Source organism: Microbacterium algeriense (assembly GCF_008868005.1).
GTDB classification, from domain to species: domain Bacteria; phylum Actinomycetota; class Actinomycetes; order Actinomycetales; family Microbacteriaceae; genus Microbacterium; species Microbacterium algeriense.
Genome location: NZ_WAAO01000001.1, coordinates 860136 through 879038 on the forward strand (window position 1 = coordinate 860136; position 18903 = coordinate 879038).

Genomic DNA, 18903 nt, shown 5'->3' on the forward strand with positions numbered 1-18903 from the left:
GGCCGGCTCAGCGGTCGGCGAGTGCGGGATCCTGCTGCAGCACCGCCCGCGCCACGCCCCTGGCCACCTCGAAGGGCTGGTCGAACGTCTCCATGCCGACCGTCACGATGGCGCCCTCGTACAGGAGGGTCATCGTGCGCGCGGTCAGCTCCGCGTCGGAGGCACCGGCCTCGCGGCTCAGCTGCAGGAAGAGATCGAGCAGCCAGGCCTTCTGGCGGGCCACCTCCGGGAACACCGGGTTGCCGTCGTGGGCGTCGCCGATCTCGGCGCGGGCGTTGATCGCGCTGCACCCCTTGGGGCTGTTCGCGTCCGACCAGGCGATGGCCGCGTCGAACACCGCCAGGATGCGGTCGATGCCCGGCTCGCCGCGGCGGGTGAGGTGCTCGAGGACGTGCGCGCGCCAGCGGGCGTCGCGGTGCTGCAGGTACGAGACGACCAGCGCTTCCTTGGAGCCGAACCGGTCGTAGAGCGTCTTCTTGGTCACTCCCGCGGCCTCGGCGATCGTGTCGACGCCGACCGCGTGGATGCCGCGGTCGTAGAAGAGCCGGGAGGCGGCGTCGAGCACGCGGGCGGCGCCGGGAGTGAGGGCGGGCAGCTCGGGAACGGTGACGACCATGCGGTCCAGTATACCAACCTGTATAGTCGGGGAAATGAGTAAACAGATCGGTGTACTTGGTGCGGCGGTGACGGTGGCGGCCGCTGTCGCTTTCGTCCTGACCTGGAGCTCCGGGTTCCTCGTGCCGGCCATCGCCGCCGACGTTCCGCCGCTGTCGCTGCTGGTGTGGCGCTTCGTCCCGCTCGCCGTGGTCCTGCTCGCGGTCACGATGCTCACGGGTGCCGCCCGCGGCCTGACCCGTGCCGAGCTGGGCCGACAGGCGCTCATCGGGCTGTGCGCGCAATTCGGGTACTGCGTGGCGGTGTACGCGGCGATCGCGTCCGGGGTCGCCACCGGGACCACGGCCCTCATCGATGCGGTCCAGCCCCTCGTCGTCGCGGCGCTGGTCGGTCCGCTGCTCGGACTCCGGGTGCGCGGCGCGCAGTGGGCGGGGCTCGTGGTCGGAGCGCTCGGGGTGCTGCTCGTCGTACGCTCGCAGCTCGAGGGCTCCCGCGCCGATCTGTGGGCCTACGCGTGGCCGGTGATCGCGATGGCGTGCCTGGTCGTCGGCACCTTCGTCCAGCGCCGATCGGCTGTGCAGACGGGCACGCTCGTCACGCTCACCATCCACGTGACGGTCACGGCGGTGGCGCTGGTGCCCGTGGCCGCGCTCTTCGGGGCGCTCGTCCCTCCGGCATCCGCGTCCTTCTGGCTCGCCGTGGGGTTCGCCGCCGTCTTCCCGACGCTGTGCGCTTACGGTCTCTACTGGTGGCTGCTGCGGCGGGTGGGGATCACAGCGCTCAACGCCCTGCTGTTCCTGATCGCCCCGACGACCGCCTTCGCGGGCGCGCTGATCCTCGGGGAGCCGTTGACGGCCGTGACGCTCCTCGGTTTCGCGCTCTGCGGGTCCGGGGTCGCCGCCGTGCTCGTGAGTGAGGCGCGCGCCGCGTCCGCCGAACGGGCGGAGCCGGTGCGACGATAGTTGCGCTTTCGCAACTATCGGAGTATGGTTGACCTCGATCAACTTTCTACGCAGGAGCGCACACCCTTGACAGACATCTCTCCCACTCCACCCGAGACCACGCGCTCGGCCCGCGAGGTCTTCACCGCGATCTCCGGCCTCATCGTCGGCATGTTCGTCGCGGTGCTCTCCGGCACGGTCGTGTCGACCTCGATGCCGGTGATCATCGCCGACCTCGGCGGCACCCAGTCCCAGTACACCTGGGTGATCACGGCGAGCCTTCTCGCGACAGCGGTCTCCACCCCGATCTGGGGCAAGCTCGCCGACCTGGTCGACCGCAAGGTGCTCGTCCAGATCTCGCTCATCCTCTTCACGGTCGGCACCGTGATCGCCGGATTCTCGACCGACACGAACATGCTCATCGCCGTCCGCGTCGTGCAGGGCATCGGCGTCGGCGGTCTCATGTCGCTCGTCATGATCGCCGTGGCCCTCATCATCTCCCCGCGTGAGCGCGGCAAGTACATGGGCGTCGTCGGCGGCATCATGGCCCTCGGCACCATCGGCGGCCCGCTGCTCGGCGGACTCCTCACCGACGTGTGGGGCTGGCGCTCCAACTTCTTCGTCGGCGTGCCGTTCGCGATCCTCGCCCTCGTGCTGCTGCAGTTCACGCTGCACCTGCCCAAGCCGCAGCGCGGCACCAAGGTCTCGATCGACTACTTCGGCATCGTCCTGCTCGCCGTCGGCGTCTCGACCCTCCTCATCTGGGTCTCCATGGGCGGCAACCAGTTCGACTGGGACTCCGGGACGAGCATCGCGCTCATCGTGATCGCGGTCGTCGCGATCGCCGCCTTCATCACGGTCGAGTTCTTCGTCAAGGAGCCGATCGTCCCGATGACGCTGTTCCGCAACCGCACCTTCACGCTGTCGGTCATCGCCTCGATCGCGATCGGCGTCTCGATGTTCGCGACCTCGGTGTTCCTGGCGCAGTACTTCCAGCTGGCCCGTGGCGCCACGCCGACCGAGTCCGGCCTGATGACCATCCCGATGATCATCGGTCAGATGGGTGCGTCGATCATCATCGGCCAGCTCGTCAGCCGCTTCGGCAAGTGGAAGGGCTGGATGATCACCGGCTCGATCCTCGCCACGATCGGCGTGAGCCTGATGGCCACGCTGCGCTACGACACCCCCTTCCCGCTGGTCGCGGTCTACATGTTCGTCCTCGGTGCGGGGCTCGGCATGGTCATGCAGAACCTGACCCTCATCGTGCAGAACGACACGGCCCCGCAGCAGCTGGGCGCGGCCTCGTCGAACGTCAACTTCTTCCGCACGATCGCCGGCACCATCGGCGTGACCGTCATGGGATCGCTGCTGTCGACCAGCGTCGCCGACTTCATGAAGGACGGCCTGAAGGGCTTCGTCCCGACGTCGCCCGACGAGATCAGCGCCCTGGAGCGCCTGGGCTCCGGCGACGTGCCGAAGGTGGGCGAGCTGCCCGACTCGATCCGCACGATCGTCGAGAGCGCCTACGGACACGGCATCGCGGATGCGTTCATCCTCGCCATCCCGCTGGCCGTGATCGCGGTCATCGCGATCGCGTTCATCAAGAACAAGCCGCTGTCCACCAAGAACGCCGCGGAGCAGCTGCGCGAGCAGGCCGAGGAATCGGTGATCGAGGTCTCCGAGGCCGAGGTCGGCGCGAACCTCTCGACCGGCACCGTCCGCATCGGAGCCTCCGGGACCGCTGCTGCGACCGGCCCGGTCGGCGTGCTCGATCGCGAGGATCGGGACCGCTGAGGTGATCGCCTCCGAAGCCGTGGGGTCGCCGGACGTGGACACCGCGCTCGGCGACCTCCAGGCCGACCTGAACCTCATCTTCGCGAGGACCAGGTCGCTCTGGCGGGAGTCCGCCGCACGCGTGCATCCCGACCTGCAGGTCGCCGGATACAAGCTGCTGACGTTCATCGCCCGCGCAGGGACCGCGAACGCGCATGAGCTCGCCGACCGGTTCGAGATGGACAAGTCGGTGATCAGCCGGCAGGTGCGGATGCTGGAGGAGCTCGCGCTGCTCGAGTCCCGGCCCGACGAGCGCGACGGCCGGCTCCGGGTCCTGACGGCCACGCCGCAGGCCTGCACGGCGCTCGCCGAGGTCCGCCGCGAATACGGCACGCGCCTGCAGGCCGTGATCGACGAACTCACGGCCGAGGAGATCCAGGCCGCATCCAAGGTCTTCCGACTGCTCTCGGAGGTCTGAGCCGAAGCCCCGCTGTCGTGATCGGCAGCGGGGCTTCGCCGTACACTGGCGAGCATGAGCGCCCCGTCCGACGCCCCCGCCACGCCCGATCCCTCGCCGGCCGAACGCCTCGGCGACACCGAGCTCGAGCAGGCGGTCACGAGGGTCGAGCAGGAGCTCGGACGCCTGTTCGCGCGCATCCGCGTCGGCTGGCGTGAGGCCGCCCTCACCGTCCATCCCGATCTGCAGCCGCTGGGCTATCAGGTGCTGACCTCGATCGCGACGGGCAAGGCGACCTCCGCGGGGGCGATCATCGAACGACTGCAGACCGACAAGTCGGCGGTCAGCCGCCAGGTGCGCCAGCTCGAGCAGCTGGGTCTCGTCGAGAGCGTGCCCGACCCCGAGGATCGCCGAGCCCGCGTGCTCGTCGCCACGGAACTCGCGCAGGAGCGGGTCGCGCTCGCCCGCTCGCGGTACGAGGGGCGCATCGGCGAGCGGCTGCGCAACTGGACCGCCGCCGATCTGGATCACTTCGCTGACCTGCTCGCGGGTCTCGGGGGCTGAACGCGCCGGAGGGGAATACGCAGCCGCGCGGGAGTCTTGTCTCCCACTGTGGATCTCTTCGAACCGGCCGTCTTCGGCGCCCTTCACCTGTCCAACCGCGTCGTGATGGCGCCGCTCACCCGCACCAGGGCCGATGCGGACGGTGTGCCCACCGCCGTCATGGAGGAGTACTACCGTCAGCGGGCGGGCCAGGGGCTGATCATCTCCGAGGGAACATGGCCGGCCGCGGAGGGCAAGTCGTACGCCGGTCAGCCCGGCATCGTGACCGAGGCGCAGATCGACGGGTGGCGGCGGATCGCCGACACCGTGCACGCCGCCGGCGGCACCATCGTCATGCAGCTCATGCACGGCGGACGCGTCGGCCACCCGGCGATCTCGGGCGAGCCGCGCGTGGTGGCTCCCAGTGCTCTCGCCGCACCGGGCCAGACGCACACGCCGCAGGGAAAGGCCGATCTCCCCGTCGCGCACGCCCTCACCCTCGCGGAGATCCCCGAGGTCGTCGCGCAGTTCGCGCAGGCCGCCCGCAACGCGATCGCTGCCGGTCTCGACGGCGTCGAGGTGCACGGGGCCAACGGGTACCTCGTGCACGAGTTCCTGTCGCCCGTGTCGAACATCCGGGACGACCGTTACGGCGGCTCGCCGGAGAACCGCGCACGCTTCGCGATCGAGGTGACGCGTGCGGTCGCCGAGGCCGTCGGCGCCGACCGCACCGGCATCCGCCTGTCTCCGCAGCACAACATCCAGGGCGTCCTCGAGGAGGACGACGCCGACGTGCTCGCGACCTACACCGCCGTCGCTGAGGGCCTCGCGCCGCTGCGACTCGCGTTCGTCGACATCCTGCACGCCGAGCCGGCGAGTGCGCTCATCCAGCACATCCGGCGGACCGCAGGCGCCCCGCTGATCGCGAACACCGGCTTCGGCGTCCCCACGACCAGGGAGGCTGCCGCATCCCTCCTGGCCGAGGGAGCGGCGGATGCCGTGGCCGCCGGTCGTCCGGTGATCGCCAATCCCGATCTGGTCGAGCGCTGGCGTCAGGACGCGGAGCTCAACGAGCCCCGGCCGCAGCTGTTCTACGGGACGACGGCCGAGGGATACACGGACTACCCGGCGCTGGAGTCCGTGCGCGCCGGCGCCTGACACTCACGTCGGCTGCGGATCCGTGCCGAGGTCGACGTCGCCCGCGGAGTCCAGTTCCCGCCAGACGGTGCTGCGCGCTCCGCGGTCCGTCAGCACATCCGCGTCGACGAGCGGACCGAGGTCGATGCCGGTCAGCGCCGCCACGTCGGCGATCGGCACTTGGAATGTGCGGAACGCCCCGAGCGGCGGGACGGCGAGCGTCTCCTCCCGCGTGTCGATCAGGGTGGACTGGTCGAGGACGAACCCGGCAGCGGCGAGGCCGTTTTCGCTCCGCCAGGAGGCGATCTTCCAGAATCGCAGCGGGATCCGGATGCCGCGGTACGGCGGGTCGGCGGCGTCGAGCACCGGCGCCGTGAAGACGCTCATGCGCTGGTCCGTCGTCTCGGCATACGAGAGCACATGGTCCTCCAGCCCGAGCCACAGCTCCTTGGACTGGTTGAACCCCGCGGCCTGAGGTGCGGCGTTCGGGTAGAAGAAGGTCGCCTCGCTCGCCTCCCTCGCCGTCTCCACCGGACCCCATCCGGGGTCGCGACGGCGCACCAGATGGCCCCGGTCGAGGTCGTTGCGCGCGTAGACCCCCGGTCCGGTCTGCTCGTCCGCCGCGGCACGCGGGTCCAGCCGCCACTCACCCGTGCGCGGGAGCGCGCGCAGCCGGGCGCCGTCGATGTTCACGGCGGTGACGGCCGCGAGTCGACGCGCAGGGTCCAGCAGCACCGTGAACCGCGGATACGCCAGCGTCCGCACGACCTGCACGGGCCGGGGGAGCGGGAGCGTCGTCGCGAGGAACCCCGGGTCGTAGCCGTCTGTCATGCCTCCATGGTGCCGTGGGGGTCTGACGTCCGCACGCTCCCGTTGTCAAGGCGCTGGGCGGCGCCGCGCTTCTCGCCCACCATGGAGGTCCACGACACCCAGGAGGAATCATGTCCGATCCCCGCGACGACGACACCGGCTTCGACGGCGAACCGCCCACGGCGCACAACGGCGAAGGGCAGGCTCCGGAGGTCGATGTCACCGACCTCGACACCGAAGAGGCCGAAGACGGCGTCGACCCTGACGAGTCCGGGCGGCGCTGACCGGCCTCGGAGCGTTCCGGCGCCGCTGGCGCGATCCGCTCAGGGCGCGGACCCTCCGGTGCCCGTTGCGGCGGGGTCGAAACCGTCCAGCCACAGACCGACCGCGTGGCGGGCCGCCTCCTCGAGCTCCGGTCCGTAGGCCGCGGCGTCCGCGCGGATCGTGCGCGGGTCGATGCCGTGGTGCTGCAGTTCGTGCGCATGGCCGATCAGCCAGCGCTCGATCGCGCGGGGATCGGCTTCGAGGTGGAACTGCAGCGCGAGTGCGGTGTCGGTGCTGAACGCCTGGTGGGGGAAACCGGGTGTGCCGGCGAGGTGCCGCGCGCCGGCGGGGATGGAGAAGGCGTCCCCGTGCCAGTGCAGCACGGGCACCCCCTCGAGCGGTCGCAGCGGAGAGTCGAGGCCCTCCTCGGTGAGGATCAGCGGAGCGTACCCGATCTCCACCCCGCCGGTCGGACGGACCTCGGCGCCGAGTGCCTCGGCGATGAGCTGTGCTCCCAGGCAGACGCCGAGCACAGGGCGTCGCGCGCGAAGGCGCCGGGCGATGACCTCCTTCTCCGTCCGCAGGAAGGGGTAGCTCTCGGTGTCGTCGACGCCGATCGGTCCGCCGAGGACGACGAGCAGGTCGGCGTCCGCCACATGTTCGGTGTCGACGGCCTGCGCATCGACGTCGACGTGGTCGACCCGGTACCCGCGTGCGGTCAGGAGGGGTTCGAGGATGCCCAGATTCTCGAAGTGGACGTGCCGAAGAGCGACGGCGGTGCGCTGGTGGGGATCATGGGTCGTCACTCTGCTGCCGCCTCCCTGCCGCCGACGCGGCGTTCTCTTTGACCTATGTCAAAGTATCACGCCGCGTCGGTGACCCACCCGGAGGGTGACCGCGCCCCGCCCTCAGTCGTCCGTGCGGAAACCGGAGGCCTTGTGCGTTCCGTCGCAGAAGGGCTTCACTGCCGACAGCCCGCAACGGCACAGCGCCACCGTGCGACGCCCGGGGTCGATCGGCTCGCCGTCCGCGGTGCGCAGCTCGACGTGCCCACGCACGAGGAGGGGTCCGTCCGGGTACGGGGTGATCGTGACGGGGTCCCGGTCCGCGCTCATGAGGCCGCTCGTGCGCGGAGGGAGGATTCTCCCGCCGACCACGACTCCAGGACGTGCGCTCCGGCCCAGCCGTCGACCGTGAGGCATGCCGCCGCGCCGAACAGGATGTCGGGCAGCAGCTCGGGGTGGTCCTCCGCCAGAGACCCGGCGAGGTCGCGTGCGGCGATCTGCTCGTGCACCGCATCCGCCTCCACGTGCTCGTCGAAGTAGGCGGAGACGTCGGGATCGAATCCCAAGCGCCGGAGGCCGTCCGCGTACAGTCGGCACGGGATCGACGACGTCATCTCGTAGGCCGCGAGGTGTCCGACGATGGCCCCCACGAGGCGCCGGTTGAGCCCGAACAGCGACATCATGGTGAACGAGGCGAGCGTGATCGCCGGCAGGTCGTCGATGTACGCGCCGTAGGTGGCGTCCAGTCCGGCGGCCCGCATCGCCCGCGCGAACAGCTCCGCGTGCACGCGCTGGGGGCGCCCTCCGCCGTACTCGTCGGATTGGATCTCGACGAGCGCCGCCTTGGCGCGTCCCTCCAGGCGAGGGATCGCCCACGAATGCGGGTCCGCCTCGCGCAGCGTATATGCCGAGCGCTGCATGAGCATCTCCCTGGCCTGATCCTCGGTCGCCTTCTTGGCGATGTACCGGGACAGGCTCGGCCCGGCGTCGGCGGCCGCGAGCTCGAACAGGGCGCGGCCGACCGCGTCCACCGTCGCCTCGGGGGCGGCCGGCACGGGGACGGTCCGGCGCAGCGTGTCCTCGAACGCGCGCTCCAGGGTGCGCCGTGTCGCCAGCAGCGCCGGGTCCCACTCCAACTCGGGATCCAGCTCGGGCAGCGATCCGTAGGCGGAGGCGTACAGGACGAACAGCGTGAGCTGGATGTCGTCGTCGCGCACGATGTCCGCGCTCGCCGCGACGGCCGCCTCGGCCAGGCTGGTGTGATCGGTCCCGTCGTGCGCGCCGGTGAGATGCGCGAGGACGGCACGGCTCAGCGGTCCCCGGTCGCCGAAGGCCAGGGATGTGGCTCGGGCGGGTGCAGGGGCGGATGCGGTCATGAGTGCTCCCATCGATGTCTTCTCCGGAATCCTCGCGCAGGCGACCCGCCGCTTCCAGGGACTTGACGAGCGCACCGACCCTGGGCAAGGACGGCGCCTCAGCGAGGGCAGGTCTCGAACGCGTAGGCGGCGTCGCCGGGCGTGACCAGGTCGCGGTCGCGGAGCACCATCGACGAGGGCGAGTCGTCGTCCGCGCACATCTCCGCGAACGTCCGCGGCAGCTCGTCGGTGTACTCGATGTCGACGACGCGCTGCCCGTAGACCGCGGTGTACGACCCGCACTCCCGGTACGCGGCGCACTCCTCGGTGACCGCGAAGTCGAAACCGGCGCGCTCGTGGAGAGCGGCCGCGTCCTCGGCGGCGTTCTTCTGCCCCGCGGCGAGCCCCGACGCATGGGCCGCGTCCACGAGCACGGTCGCGAGGGCGACGTTGTCGTCGAAAGACAGCGCCCCGTCAGACCGGGTGTAGGAGTCGAGGTTGTCGAACTCGACCGCGTCGAAACCCGCCTCGGCGCATCCCTCGATCCAGGGCACCACCACGGCGGCGATGCGTTCCCGTCGCGGCGCGGAAGACGTGTCGAGGAGAGCCTCGTCCGGCCAGTCCGGGTCGAACACGGTCTCGCCGTCGCGCTGCAGCAGAAGGTCGTCCGGCCACGCCGCGAGCTCCCCTGGCTGCGTCTGGAATCCGTTGACGTAGCAGATCGAGTACACGCCGTCCGCCGGGGCGGCGGTGCGATCCCGGCCGACGATGCCGACGCCGGATGCCGGGTCGTAGGCGCCGCCGAGCTGATAATCGGGTTGTGCGCCGGAGGGCGGGAGGTCGGCTGCGGCCGGGTCCGCCGCCGGGGCGGCCGCACATCCGCCGAGCAGGAGCAGCAGCGCGGCGGCCGCGATGGCGGCGGCCGCGCGGCGCGGCCGGATCAGTGCGCGGGGCGATGCGTCCCGTCTGCGCGCGGGTTCCGACGCGGTCAACGCGGTTCCGGTGCGACGGCGGCCGCATCCGCCGGTGTCGGCTCCGCCGGGTTGCGCCGGATCCCGATCCACGACACGACGCCGCCGAGCACCAGCAGCGCCGCTGTGACCCAGGCGGCGCTGTGGAATCCGTCGAGGTCGAGCGCTCCGCCGACGATGGTGGAGAGCATCGCGACGACGAGGAGGCCGGCGACCCGGGAGACCGCGTTGTTCACGGCCGAGGCGATGCCGGAGTGCTTCTCGTCGATCGCCCCGAGGATCGCCGCCGTCAGAGGAGCGACGGTCAGCGAGAGGCCGAGGCCCATCACGATCATCGCGGGCAGCACCTGCCACCAGTAGTCGAAGTCGGCGCCGACCAGCAACAGCAGCAGGGCGCCGGCGGCCATGATCAGCGGACCGATCGTCATGAAGATGCGTGGTCCCCAGCGGCCGGCCCACAGTCCGGCGCGCGAGCTGATCAGGATCATGAGGATCGTCATCGGCAGGCTCGCCAGTCCGGCCGCGGTCGCGCTCAGTCCCGCGCCCTGCTGCAGGTACACCCCGACCACGAAGCCGTTCAGCGACAGCGCGGCATAGACGAACAGCGTCGCCAGGTTGCCCCAGCCGAAGTCGCGCACCCGGAACAGCCACAGCGGCATCAGCGGCGAGGCGGAGCGCTGCTGGCGGATCAGGAACAGCGCGAACAGGGCGGCTCCGGCGGCCAGGGGCACCCAGATCGCCGGGGACTGCCAGCCGAGGTTGGGCTGCTCGATGAGCGCGAACACGACCGCACCGAGGCCGAGCGCGCACAGCGCACCGCTCCACCAGTCGACCCGGACCCCGCGCGGGTGCTCCGGCAGGTGCAGCCGCGCCAGCAGCAGCAGGGTGATGCCGATCGGGATCACGTTGATGAGGAAGACGAAGCGCCAGGAGAGGTAGTCGACGAACAGCCCGCCCAGCAGGGGGCCGACCAGCTGCGCGCCCGTCGTGAACGCCGTCCAGACGCCGATGGCTCTGGACTGCACGTCGGCGCGCATGGTCGCCGTGATGAGGGCCAGGGAACTCGGCACCAGCAGGGCTCCGGCAGCGCCCTGCGCCGCCCTGGCGATGATGAGGGTCAGCGGGTCGAAGGCGGCAGCGACCGCGATCGAGGCGACGCCGAACGCGATGAGACCGATCCGCATCACGAGCACGCGGCCGTAGGCGTCGGACACCGATCCGGCCAGCAGGATCAGGGCGCTCAGCGTGATCAGGTACGCGTCGACGACCCACTGCTGCGTCGTGATGCCGCCGCCCAGCTCGCGGCTGATCGCCGGCAGTGCCACGTTCACGACGGTGCCGTCGAGGAACGTCACGAAGGAGGCGAGCACCGCGATCGAGATCACGAGACGCTGGACAGGCGCGAAGGATGGCACAGGCCGACCCTACTCCCGGTCGGGGACGTCGGGGCGGGTCAGTCGAGTGCGACTCCGGTACCGCTCGCCAGCAGAGCGGCGAGGGCAGGGGTGCCGCCCCTGGCGTAGGCCTCCCGCTGTCGCATCGACCCGGTGCCGTCGGCGCGGAGGCGCTCCAGCCCGGCGACCACCGCCTCGTGATCGCCGAGCTGCTGCAGTGCGGGGGCGATCTCGGCGAGCAGCCGGCGCGCCACCGCCCAGGCGTCGTCCACCTCGCCCGTCATCGGATCGACGATCCGCGCCTGCATGCCCGAGCGCGCCGCGGTCCACAGGGAGACGTCGATCGCGTCGATGTCGTCCGCAGCGAGTCGCAGGTCCGTCGACGCGACGATCCCGCGGAACAGCAGCGCGGTGAGCACGGAGTCCTCCGCCGTGAGCTGGGTGTCCGACACCCGCACCTCGACCGTGGGGTACCGCTCCGACAGGCGCACCGCCCAGGAGAGCGAGGTCGCCTCGCCGATCGTGCCGAGCTCCAGCAGCTGCGCCACGTGGGCGCGGTAGTCGTCCGCATCCTGGAACCGGGGCGGGCACCACGACGACGGCAGCCGACGGATGAGCATGCTCCGCCAGCTCGCGAATCCGGCGTCGAGGCCGTTCGCGAAGGGGCTGTTGGCACCGAGGGCGAGCAGCAGAGGCAGCCAGCCGCGCGTGCGGTTGAGCGCGCGGACCCGCTCCTCCTCGTCGTGCACCTCCACGTGCACGTGCAGGCCGTTCACCTCGTGCTCCCGCGTGAGGTGGGCGAGTCTGCGAGCCACGTCGTCATAATGCGGCGAGGGGGAGAGCGTAGGTGTGCGCAACGTGGCGAACGGGCTCCCGGTCGGCGCCGCGATCGCGCCCTGCTCCCGTGCGTGCGCGCCGATCAGCGTCCGGAGACCATGCAGCTGATCCGCCGCGTCGGCGCCGGTCGTGACCGGTTCGGTGAGGGCCTCCAGCTGGGAGGAAAGGTACTCCGTGGTGACCCGTCCGTCCACACGGTCGGCGTCGCTCGGACGGATGATGCGCTCGCGGGAATCGGAGGACAGAGCGACAGGGATGAGGGAGTCCTCGTCGAGAAGGAGGAACTCCTCCTCGATGCCGAAGCGCGCCACGCAGCCCTCAGTGGTTCCGCAGGGCGGAGATCAGCTCGGACTTCCGCTTGCCGCTGTAGCCCGTCAGTCCGAGTTCCTTCGCGCGTTTGCGCAGCTCGGGGACCGTCCAGTCCTCGTAGTCGCCGTGCTCGCCGCCGCGTCGACCGACCGTGCTCCGGCCCTCCTTCGCCGCGGCGTTCGAGATGCGCGCGGCCTTCTCCTTCGAGGCTCCGTCGTCCCGCAGCTCCTCGTAGAGCTTCGGGTCCTTCAGCGAGTTGTTGCGTCTTCCTGGCATGGCGGTGCTCCTTCGCGCACTCGGAGGGTCGAAGTCAACCCCCTCTGTCTGCGGGGTCCGCCCGGTCTACTGTGAGGACACCGCAGTCGGGCGCTTGCGCCCAGAGAGAAGGGAAAGACCGATGAACATCCTCCTGATCATCGTCATCGTCGTCGCTGTGATCCTTGCGATCACCGGAGGTCTGGTGCAGTCGCTCCAGTTCCTGTTGTGGGTCGGACTCGTCCTCCTGGCAATCGCCGTGATCGCCTGGCTGATCCGAGCCATCAGCGGCAGCCGCAAGGTCTGACCGACCTGTCGAAGGGGAGGCCCGCCCATCCGGCGGGCCTCCCCTTCTTCATGGGTCAGCGGTCGAACGCGTCGCGGACGTTCTCACCGGTCTTCTCGGCGGCGTCCTTCACGTTCTCGCCGGCCTGCTTGGCAGACGCCTTGACCTGGTCGCCCTTGCCCTCGGCTTCGAGCTTCTCGTTGTCGGTCAGCTTGCCGAAGCCTTCCTTGGCCTTGCCGGCCAGCTTCTCGGCGTTGTTCTTGATGTCATCTCCGGCACTCATGTGCTGCTCCTCTCGTCGAAGGATCGATTGTCCTTCGACCCTCGCAGGGCCCCGGCGAACGGTCCACGGGATTGACAATCGGGCGGTGCCGTGTCAGCCTCCTGCCCCCCATCGACGGCGGGCCGAGGAACGGCTAGCCTGGCGCCAGGCGGGTGGTCCTGCCCGCGGACCTCGACGAAGGAAGCGGTGTGCGATGGACTCGATGATGATGGGCGCGATGTCGAAGAACATGGAGTCGATGCCCGACATGGCGATGATGGACATGTCCGTCCTGCAGGCGTGCATGGACGCCTGCGCGGCCTGCGAACAGGCCTGCACGGTGTGCTCGACGCAGATGATGGACTGTGCGCCGGCGTGCATGAACTGCGCCGACATGTGCCACACGATGATGCGGTCGATGCTGCGCATGCAGGGCATGACGCCCGCGTCGATGATGGCCATGCTCGACGCCTGCATCGCGATGTGCCAGATGTGCATGGACGAGTGCATGGAGCACGCCGACATGAGCGAGGTCTGCCGCCTCTGCGCTCAGGCGTGCCAGGCGTGCATGGACGCGTGCACGGCTGTCAAGGACATGATGATGGCGAGCGCCTGAGCCTCGTCCCGTCCCGCGTCGTCAGAGCACGGCGACGTTGAACTGCGTGTGCCCGACCGCGAGCACCGCATAGCGCGTGTGCAACGCGACCGGCGCGCCGGCTTCGGCCTCGAGCGCGGCGCCCGAGGCATTCCAGAGCACGTGCGTCTCCCCGTCGAGCGTGCGCACGACGAGGTCGCCCGATCCGGCGTCCGCGGTCTCGACGATCCCGTCCACCCATTCGGATGCCGTCGCTGCGGCGACGCGCGCCTGGATCAGGTGGAGCGCGTGTCCCGGCGCGAACGAGGAGCAGCGACCGCCCGTGCTGCACATGCACGCCGCACGCTCCCGCACCGGGACGGGCGAAAGGCGGTTGAGCGGCGTGGACACGGGGGTCTCCTTCGGGTTCGACGTTCCCGGAAGACTACGTCGCCTCGCTCGCGGAGCCCAGGGCGCGGGACACGGAGCGAAACAAACGGGTGTAGGCTCGCCGGGTGCTGTCGTCGATGAGCGCCCCTCGGGCGCGGAACGGAGCCGCAGGCGCTTTCCGCGCCGCGGACAGAGGCTGAGGACCCACCGGAGGCGGAACCCCCGTCCCCGGTGCCGAGCCGTACCCGGCCTTCTCGCCCGGGCCTCCTCTCCTCATCCGACTCGCCGTCTCCGGCGACCACCCCGAAAGCACTCCGCTCATGCGTCCCATCGACGAGCGCGACATCCGCGCCTCCTTCCTCAACGCCTCCCGCAAGGAGGTCTCCGACCTGAACCTTCCGCCCGGCTTCGCCGACCTCGACTTCGACCGGCTGGACTTCCTCGGCTGGACCGACCCGAAGATGCCGCGGCGCGCCTATGTCGTCACCTGGGTCGACGATGCTCCCGTCGGCGTCTTCCTGCAGCGCGCCGAGCAGCGCGTCCTCGCCAGGGCGCAGTGCTCCTGGTGCGAAGACGTCACGCTCCGCAACGACGTGCAGCTGTTCGTCGCCCGCCGTGCCGGCGCCGCGGGGCGCAAGGGCGACTCGGTCGGCGTCCTCGCCTGCGCCGAGTTCGGCTGCAACCGGAACGTCCGCGTCCTGCCGCCGCTGGCCTACCAGGGCTTCGACCGGGAGTTCGCGCGCGACCTGCGCATCCTGCGACTGCAGGAGCATGTCGCCGGTTTCCTCGCGGAGGTCGCCGGCTGATCCGCCCCGCGCTTCGCTCCCGTCGCACTTCCTGTCGCTCTCGATCCGCTCAGGCGACGAGAAGTGCGACGGGAGCAGGTTCAGGGGCAGAAAGCTGGCGGCTAGGCGGGGTGCGCGGGAACGGTCACTCTGGCGCGGACGTGCTCCCAGGCGGGGGCTGACAGCTCGGCGGAGCGCCGCGCGAACTCGTCGAAGCTGCGCCGGCCCGGCCAGTCCGCCGGAAGCAGGGTCGGGGGAAGCCCGGGGTCGGTGTACGGCAGCACCCGCCAGCGGTCGATGAGCTGCACATGCGCTGCGAAGGGCTCAGCGGGCAGATCCGACAGCGAGTCCTGGAACGCGAGGTGCTCGGCCCGCAGCGCCTCGAGGTCCCACCACTGCGCCGCGGCGTCGGGGAGGGTGCCGGCGGGCGCGGGCGCGGAGGCCTGGAAGAGCGTGGCCCATCGGCGAGCGCCCAGTTCCGCGAGGATCTGCTCGATCTCTCCGCGGAGGTGGCCGGGGCAGATCCACAGCGCGGGGGAGACCACGCCCGCGCCGATCCACTGCAGACGGCGCCGCAGCTGGTGTCGCACGCTTCTGGCGCTCTCCGGGATCGAGAACGACACCAGACACCACGGGTCGTCGTCGGTCATCTCGCGCATCTGGAAGATCCGACGGTCGCCCCGCTCCAGCATCCCGCTCGCGGCCGGGTTCAACCGGTATCCGATCGCGTCGCCGCGCTCCGCCCGCAGGAGCCCCTTCTGCTTGATGCGGGTGATCCCGGTGCGTGCCTGGGCGGCCGGGATGCCGAGATCGCCGGCCAGGGTCACGAGGTCGGCGGCAGCGATCCAGCCGCCGAGCGGGCGCAGGTACAGGCCGATCAGCGTGCGCAGCAGCGAGGCGGCGCTGCCCGGCCGCGCATCGAGGTCGTCCAGCACCACGGCGGCCGGGTCAGCGGTCATCGGACTCCAGAGCGTCGCGGACGGCCAGGACGCCGGTGACGGTCTCCCGGTGAGAGGTGCTGAGCGGGGAGAGGCCGAGGCGGATGCCGTCGGGGAAGCGGAAGTCCGGGATGATGCCGTCGGCCCAGAGCCGCGCCGTGACCGCCCGGAAGGCGGGGTGGCCGATCGTGACGTGACCGCCGCGGAGCGCCGAGTCACGCGGGCTCAGGAGCCGGACGCCGATCGGCGCGAGCAGTTCGTCGTACGCGCGCACCGCGAGATCGGTCAGAGACTGCGACTTCGCGCGCACCGCCTCGATCGTGGACTGCTCGATCAGGTCGAGCATGCCCTGCATCGCCAGCATCGACGTCACCGGCGGCGTGCCGCTGAGGAGTTGGCGGATGTCGGACGACGGCTCGTACTCCGGTCCCATCGCGAAGATGTCGGCCGCGCTCCACCAGCCCTGGATCGGCTGCCGCAGCACGCCCTGCAGGTCGCGGCGCAGGTACGCGAACGCCGGCGACCCCGGGCCGCCGTTGAGGTACTTGTAGGTGCACCCGACGGCCATGTCGACACCCCACTCGTCGAGCTGCATCGGGACGACGCCGACCGAGTGGCACAGATCCCACATCATGAGCGCGCCCGCGTCGTGGACGGCCGCGGTGATGGCCGGCATGTCGGCGAGGGCGCCCGAGCGGTAGTCGACGTGGCTCAGCGAGACGAGAGCCGTGCGGTCGGACACCACGGCCTCGACGTCGGCGACGGTGACACCCAGGACCGGGTCCGGTTCGATCCAGCGCAGCGTCATGCCGGTCTCGGCGGCGACCCCTTCGGCGAGGAACCGGTCGGTGGGGAAGTTCCCCGCCTCGATCACGATCTCCGTGCGCCGCCCCTGCCCTTCGTCCCTGTTGGGTCCCTGAGCCTTCGCCCCGTTGGGTCCCTGAGCCTTCGCCCCGTTGGGTCCCTGAGCCTTCGCCCCGTTGGGTCCCTGAGCCTTCGCCCCGTTGGGTCCCTGAGCCTGTCGAAGGGCAGCCCGCATGAGTTTGTAGATCAGCACGCTCGTCGAGTCCGCCACGACGGTCTGTCCCGCCGCCGCGCCGAGGGCCACGCGGCCGATGCGGTCTCCGAGTTCCATCGGCAGCGCCATCCACTGCTCGTCCCAGGACCGGATGAGTCGCGTCCCCCAGTCGTCGCGCACGAACGCCGCGAGCTTGTCCGGGATGTCGCGCAGCGGACGGCCGAGCGAGTTGCCGTCGAGGTACGCGGTCACACCCGGGGCGTCGGCGAAGGCGTCGAGGTGCCCTTGCAGCGGGTCGGCGGCGTCGAGCGTGCGCGCGGCGTCGAGCAGCGCGTCGTCGGAGGATCGATCGGTCATGTCACACCTTCAGGTCGGCGGCGGTCAGCGGTCGGGCGGAGAGCGGATCGGCGGTCGCGGGGGACCCGCCGGGGACGAGCAGCAGCGCCGCGGAGGGCGTGAGCGGGTCCACCGGGGCGAGGGCGCGCAGGAGAGCGCCGTCGTCGAGGCCGGCCTCGCGCAGAGCCGTGATCTCGGCGGGGTTCAGGTCGACGGGCGTGGGGCCGTTGCCCATGTCGGTGCCGTAGCGCACGGTCCCCCCGGCGGCGTGGAAGCGGCGCACGTTGTCGATGGCCACGGCGCGCTGGTCGTCGGCGTGGATCGCGAGGGTCGAGATCCACGAGGCGGCTGCGGCCTGGCGGGCGATCTCCTCGTCGTCGAGCCGCTGCGTGAAGGGGGCGTGCGCGAGCACGGCGGCGCCGGCACGGACGACGCGCTCTGCTTCGCCCGCTCCCTCGGCGTGTGCGACGACGGCGAGGCCGTGGTCCGCCGCGAGCGCGACGATCGTGCGGAGGAGCTCGTCGGAGAACACCGGTCCCGCGGTGCTGTTGCTCGTGACCTTGATGCACGAGGCTCCGGCGTCGACCATCTCGGCGACGGCGTCGGCGGCGGAGGCGGCATCCGCGATCTCCCGCACCGATCCCTCCGGTGCCCAGTCGCGATCGGACGGGTATCCACCGGGCGCGGTGAGGAAGGCGCCCGCGACGTCGATCCGCACGCCGGGGAGTGCTGTCCGTCGGAGCTCGTCGGGGTTGCCGCCGAGGTCGACCACCCGGCCGAGGCGGGAGCCGGCCAGGCCGGCGGGATCCACGAGCTGGAGGTGCACATGGTGGTCGGTGAATCCGCCGAGGACGACTCCGTCGAGTCGCGGGAGTGCGGAGGGGCTCCCGGAGCGCAGCCGCACCCGTCCGTCGGCGAGCTCGACGACGCCCTCGCGCCATCCGGTGCCGTCGAAGAACGTCGCGGCGTGCATCAGCGGCCGATCTCGGTGCGCACCGTGTAGAGCTCGGGGAAGAACGTCAGATCGAGAGCGCGCTGCAGGAAGCCGACGCCGCTGGAGCCGCCGGTGCCGACCTTCATGCCGATCGTGCGTGCGACCGTCTTGAGGTGCCGGAACCGCCAGAACTGGAAGTTGTCCTCGAGGTCGACCAGGTCTTCGCACGCCTCGTACAGGTCCCAGTACCGGCTCGGATCCTGGTAGATCTCGCGGATCGCCGGCACGAGCTCCGGGGTCTCCCGGTAGGGCTCCCGCACGTCGCGGTCGAGGATCTCCGTCGGCACCGGCAGTCCGCGCCGGGCGGCGAAGCGCAGGAACTCGTCGTACAGGGTGGGCTTCTCCCACTCGGCGGTGAGCAGGGCCAGGTTGGCGGGGTGGTCGGCGAACACCGTCAGCATTTTCTCGTTCTTGTTGCCGAGGGCGAACTCCACCGCCCGGTACTGCACGGACTGGAAGCCGGACGAGTTGCCCAGCGCCCCGCGGAACTGCGCGTACTCGGTGGGGGTGAGGGTGGCGAGCACCGACCACTGCTGCGTCATCACATCCTGGATGCGCTTGACGCGGGCGATGCGCTTGAGCGCTTCCCGCAGGTCGTCGCGGGCGAGCAGCTCCCGCGCGGAGGACAGCTCGTGCAGCAGCTGCTTGAGCCACAGCTCCGTGGTCTGGTGCTGGATGATGAACAGCATCTCGTCATGGTGCTCCGGCTCGCTCACCGGGTGCTGCGCCGTGAGCAGCTGGTCCAGCGCCAGGTACGAGCCGTACGTCATCCGCCCCGACAGATCGGTCACGATGCCGGACTCGAGGGCGCGCTCGTTCTCGCTGTGCATGCGCCGAACATATCACTTCTGTGCTGACCGTCATAGAAGTGAAA

24 protein-coding genes are annotated in these 18903 nt (G+C 70.7%); 9 read left to right on the forward strand and 15 right to left on the reverse strand.

What is annotated here, in order from left to right:
• Positions 1-7: 7 nt before the first annotated feature.
• Positions 8-616: a TetR/AcrR family transcriptional regulator gene (locus F6A08_RS04115; RefSeq protein ID WP_017201727.1), complete on the reverse strand. Its 609-nt coding sequence runs from the start codon at positions 614-616 to the stop codon at positions 8-10.
• 34 nt (positions 617-650) lie between these two features.
• Between F6A08_RS04115 and F6A08_RS04120 the strand changes: the two genes are divergently transcribed.
• Genes F6A08_RS04120 through F6A08_RS04140 form a run of 5 tightly spaced genes read left to right on the forward strand, consistent with a single transcriptional unit; the run spans position 651 to position 5487 of the window.
• Positions 651-1577: a DMT family transporter gene (locus F6A08_RS04120; RefSeq protein WP_225855727.1), complete on the forward strand. Its 927-nt coding sequence runs from the start codon at positions 651-653 to the stop codon at positions 1575-1577.
• A gap of 24 nt (positions 1578-1601) precedes the next feature.
• Positions 1602-3350, forward strand: a complete 1749-nt coding sequence (locus F6A08_RS04125) for an MDR family MFS transporter (protein WP_420846031.1) — start codon at positions 1602-1604, stop codon at positions 3348-3350.
• Between the two features lies 1 nt (position 3351).
• Positions 3352-3807, forward strand: a complete 456-nt coding sequence (locus F6A08_RS04130) for a MarR family winged helix-turn-helix transcriptional regulator (RefSeq protein WP_017201724.1) — start codon at positions 3352-3354, stop codon at positions 3805-3807.
• 54 nt (positions 3808-3861) lie between these two features.
• Positions 3862-4350, forward strand: coding sequence for a MarR family winged helix-turn-helix transcriptional regulator (locus F6A08_RS04135; protein WP_017201723.1), 489 nt, complete (start codon positions 3862-3864; stop codon positions 4348-4350).
• 48 nt (positions 4351-4398) lie between these two features.
• The gene (locus tag F6A08_RS04140; protein ID WP_151458698.1) at positions 4399-5487 is read left to right on the forward strand and encodes an alkene reductase; all 1089 of its coding nucleotides are present in this window, start codon (positions 4399-4401) and stop codon (positions 5485-5487) included.
• Between the two features lie 3 nt (positions 5488-5490).
• Here the strand turns inward: F6A08_RS04140 and F6A08_RS04145 are convergent, their stop codons facing one another.
• The gene (locus tag F6A08_RS04145; protein WP_151458699.1) at positions 5491-6297 is read right to left on the reverse strand and encodes a DNA/RNA non-specific endonuclease; all 807 of its coding nucleotides are present in this window, start codon (positions 6295-6297) and stop codon (positions 5491-5493) included.
• 110 nt (positions 6298-6407) lie between these two features.
• On the opposite strand from F6A08_RS04145, the gene F6A08_RS17625 reads away from it, so the two are divergent.
• Entirely contained in the window at positions 6408-6560 is a 153-nt protein-coding gene (locus F6A08_RS17625; RefSeq protein WP_192576679.1) for a hypothetical protein, read from the forward strand.
• A gap of 39 nt (positions 6561-6599) precedes the next feature.
• Here F6A08_RS17625 and F6A08_RS04150 read toward each other — a convergent pair whose 3' ends face one another.
• From F6A08_RS04150 to F6A08_RS04180, 7 genes are all read right to left on the reverse strand, one after another.
• The gene (locus tag F6A08_RS04150) at positions 6600-7346 is read right to left on the reverse strand and encodes a glutamine amidotransferase (RefSeq protein ID WP_151458700.1); all 747 of its coding nucleotides are present in this window, start codon (positions 7344-7346) and stop codon (positions 6600-6602) included.
• Positions 7347-7448: 102 nt separating this feature from the next.
• Positions 7449-7655, reverse strand: coding sequence for a CDGSH iron-sulfur domain-containing protein (locus F6A08_RS04155; RefSeq protein ID WP_017201718.1), 207 nt, complete (start codon positions 7653-7655; stop codon positions 7449-7451).
• Positions 7652-8701 carry an iron-containing redox enzyme family protein gene (locus F6A08_RS04160; RefSeq protein WP_151458701.1) on the reverse strand — a complete coding sequence of 350 codons (1050 nt, stop codon included), beginning with the start codon at positions 8699-8701 and terminating at the stop codon, positions 7652-7654. Before F6A08_RS04160 ends, F6A08_RS04155 begins: the two co-directional genes overlap by 4 nt.
• Before the next feature lie 98 nt (positions 8702-8799).
• The gene (locus tag F6A08_RS04165) at positions 8800-9672 is read right to left on the reverse strand and encodes an endo alpha-1,4 polygalactosaminidase (RefSeq protein WP_420846032.1); all 873 of its coding nucleotides are present in this window, start codon (positions 9670-9672) and stop codon (positions 8800-8802) included.
• Positions 9669-11066 (reverse strand): MFS transporter, encoded by a 1398-nt coding sequence (locus tag F6A08_RS04170; protein ID WP_151458702.1) that lies wholly within the window; start codon positions 11064-11066, stop codon positions 9669-9671. The genes F6A08_RS04165 and F6A08_RS04170 overlap by 4 nt, the downstream gene beginning before the upstream one ends.
• Before the next feature lie 38 nt (positions 11067-11104).
• A complete protein-coding gene (locus F6A08_RS04175; RefSeq protein ID WP_151458703.1) occupies positions 11105-12193 on the reverse strand; it encodes a carboxylate-amine ligase in 1089 nt (362 codons plus the stop codon).
• Positions 12194-12200: 7 nt separating this feature from the next.
• Positions 12201-12467: a DUF7218 family protein gene (locus tag F6A08_RS04180; protein WP_017201714.1), complete on the reverse strand. Its 267-nt coding sequence runs from the start codon at positions 12465-12467 to the stop codon at positions 12201-12203.
• A gap of 121 nt (positions 12468-12588) precedes the next feature.
• Between F6A08_RS04180 and F6A08_RS17630 the strand changes: the two genes are divergently transcribed.
• Positions 12589-12753 carry a hypothetical protein gene (locus F6A08_RS17630; RefSeq protein WP_017201713.1) on the forward strand — a complete coding sequence of 55 codons (165 nt, stop codon included), beginning with the start codon at positions 12589-12591 and terminating at the stop codon, positions 12751-12753.
• A 55-nt stretch (positions 12754-12808) separates the two neighbouring features.
• Here the strand turns inward: F6A08_RS17630 and F6A08_RS04185 are convergent, their stop codons facing one another.
• Entirely contained in the window at positions 12809-13015 is a 207-nt protein-coding gene (locus tag F6A08_RS04185; RefSeq protein ID WP_017201712.1) for a CsbD family protein, read from the reverse strand.
• A gap of 238 nt (positions 13016-13253) precedes the next feature.
• Between F6A08_RS04185 and F6A08_RS04190 the strand changes: the two genes are divergently transcribed.
• A complete protein-coding gene (locus F6A08_RS04190; protein ID WP_225855728.1) occupies positions 13254-13610 on the forward strand; it encodes a four-helix bundle copper-binding protein in 357 nt (118 codons plus the stop codon).
• 21 nt (positions 13611-13631) lie between these two features.
• Here the strand turns inward: F6A08_RS04190 and F6A08_RS04195 are convergent, their stop codons facing one another.
• Entirely contained in the window at positions 13632-13979 is a 348-nt protein-coding gene (locus F6A08_RS04195) for a hypothetical protein (protein WP_151458705.1), read from the reverse strand.
• Positions 13980-14278: 299 nt separating this feature from the next.
• Between F6A08_RS04195 and F6A08_RS04200 the strand changes: the two genes are divergently transcribed.
• Positions 14279-14764: an FBP domain-containing protein gene (locus F6A08_RS04200; protein WP_017201709.1), complete on the forward strand. Its 486-nt coding sequence runs from the start codon at positions 14279-14281 to the stop codon at positions 14762-14764.
• A 101-nt stretch (positions 14765-14865) separates the two neighbouring features.
• Here F6A08_RS04200 and F6A08_RS04205 read toward each other — a convergent pair whose 3' ends face one another.
• Genes F6A08_RS04205 through F6A08_RS04220 form a run of 4 tightly spaced genes read right to left on the reverse strand, consistent with a single transcriptional unit; the run spans position 14866 to position 18859 of the window.
• The gene (locus F6A08_RS04205) at positions 14866-15702 is read right to left on the reverse strand and encodes a PaaX family transcriptional regulator (protein ID WP_151458706.1); all 837 of its coding nucleotides are present in this window, start codon (positions 15700-15702) and stop codon (positions 14866-14868) included.
• Complete coding sequence (locus tag F6A08_RS04210) at positions 15692-17056, reverse strand: kynureninase (protein WP_151458707.1); 1365 nt, start codon at positions 17054-17056, stop codon at positions 15692-15694. Before F6A08_RS04210 ends, F6A08_RS04205 begins: the two co-directional genes overlap by 11 nt.
• Position 17057: 1 nt before the next feature.
• Positions 17058-18008, reverse strand: coding sequence for an amidohydrolase family protein (locus F6A08_RS04215; protein WP_151458708.1), 951 nt, complete (start codon positions 18006-18008; stop codon positions 17058-17060).
• Positions 18008-18859 carry a tryptophan 2,3-dioxygenase gene (locus tag F6A08_RS04220; RefSeq protein WP_124896364.1) on the reverse strand — a complete coding sequence of 284 codons (852 nt, stop codon included), beginning with the start codon at positions 18857-18859 and terminating at the stop codon, positions 18008-18010. The genes F6A08_RS04215 and F6A08_RS04220 overlap by 1 nt, the downstream gene beginning before the upstream one ends.
• Positions 18860-18903 lie beyond the last annotated feature (44 nt).

Bases quoted from the DNA above. Each gene is read 5' to 3' on its own strand.
- F6A08_RS04215 (WP_151458708.1), bottom strand. From the start codon at position 18,008: ATGCACGCCGCGACGTTCTTCGACGGCACCGGATGGCGCGAGGGCGTC.
- F6A08_RS04210 (WP_151458707.1), bottom strand. From the start codon at position 17,056: ATGACCGATCGATCCTCCGACGACGCGCTGCTCGACGCCGCGCGCACG.
- F6A08_RS17625 (WP_192576679.1), top strand. From the start codon at position 6,408: ATGTCCGATCCCCGCGACGACGACACCGGCTTCGACGGCGAACCGCCC.
- F6A08_RS04160 (WP_151458701.1), bottom strand. From the start codon at position 8,701: ATGACCGCATCCGCCCCTGCACCCGCCCGAGCCACATCCCTGGCCTTC.
- F6A08_RS04155 (WP_017201718.1), bottom strand. From the start codon at position 7,655: ATGAGCGCGGACCGGGACCCCGTCACGATCACCCCGTACCCGGACGGA.
- F6A08_RS04220 (WP_124896364.1), bottom strand. From the start codon at position 18,859: ATGCACAGCGAGAACGAGCGCGCCCTCGAGTCCGGCATCGTGACCGAT.
- F6A08_RS04190 (WP_225855728.1), top strand. From the start codon at position 13,254: ATGCCCGACATGGCGATGATGGACATGTCCGTCCTGCAGGCGTGCATG.
- F6A08_RS04135 (WP_017201723.1), top strand. From the start codon at position 3,862: ATGAGCGCCCCGTCCGACGCCCCCGCCACGCCCGATCCCTCGCCGGCC.
- F6A08_RS17630 (WP_017201713.1), top strand. From the start codon at position 12,589: ATGAACATCCTCCTGATCATCGTCATCGTCGTCGCTGTGATCCTTGCG.
- F6A08_RS04200 (WP_017201709.1), top strand. From the start codon at position 14,279: ATGCGTCCCATCGACGAGCGCGACATCCGCGCCTCCTTCCTCAACGCC.
- F6A08_RS04115 (WP_017201727.1), bottom strand. From the start codon at position 616: ATGGTCGTCACCGTTCCCGAGCTGCCCGCCCTCACTCCCGGCGCCGCC.
- F6A08_RS04125 (WP_420846031.1), top strand. From the start codon at position 1,602: ATGGTTGACCTCGATCAACTTTCTACGCAGGAGCGCACACCCTTGACA.
- F6A08_RS04185 (WP_017201712.1), bottom strand. From the start codon at position 13,015: ATGAGTGCCGGAGATGACATCAAGAACAACGCCGAGAAGCTGGCCGGC.
- F6A08_RS04180 (WP_017201714.1), bottom strand. From the start codon at position 12,467: ATGCCAGGAAGACGCAACAACTCGCTGAAGGACCCGAAGCTCTACGAG.
- F6A08_RS04205 (WP_151458706.1), bottom strand. From the start codon at position 15,702: ATGACCGCTGACCCGGCCGCCGTGGTGCTGGACGACCTCGATGCGCGG.
- F6A08_RS04120 (WP_225855727.1), top strand. From the start codon at position 651: ATGAGTAAACAGATCGGTGTACTTGGTGCGGCGGTGACGGTGGCGGCC.
- F6A08_RS04145 (WP_151458699.1), bottom strand. From the start codon at position 6,297: ATGACAGACGGCTACGACCCGGGGTTCCTCGCGACGACGCTCCCGCTC.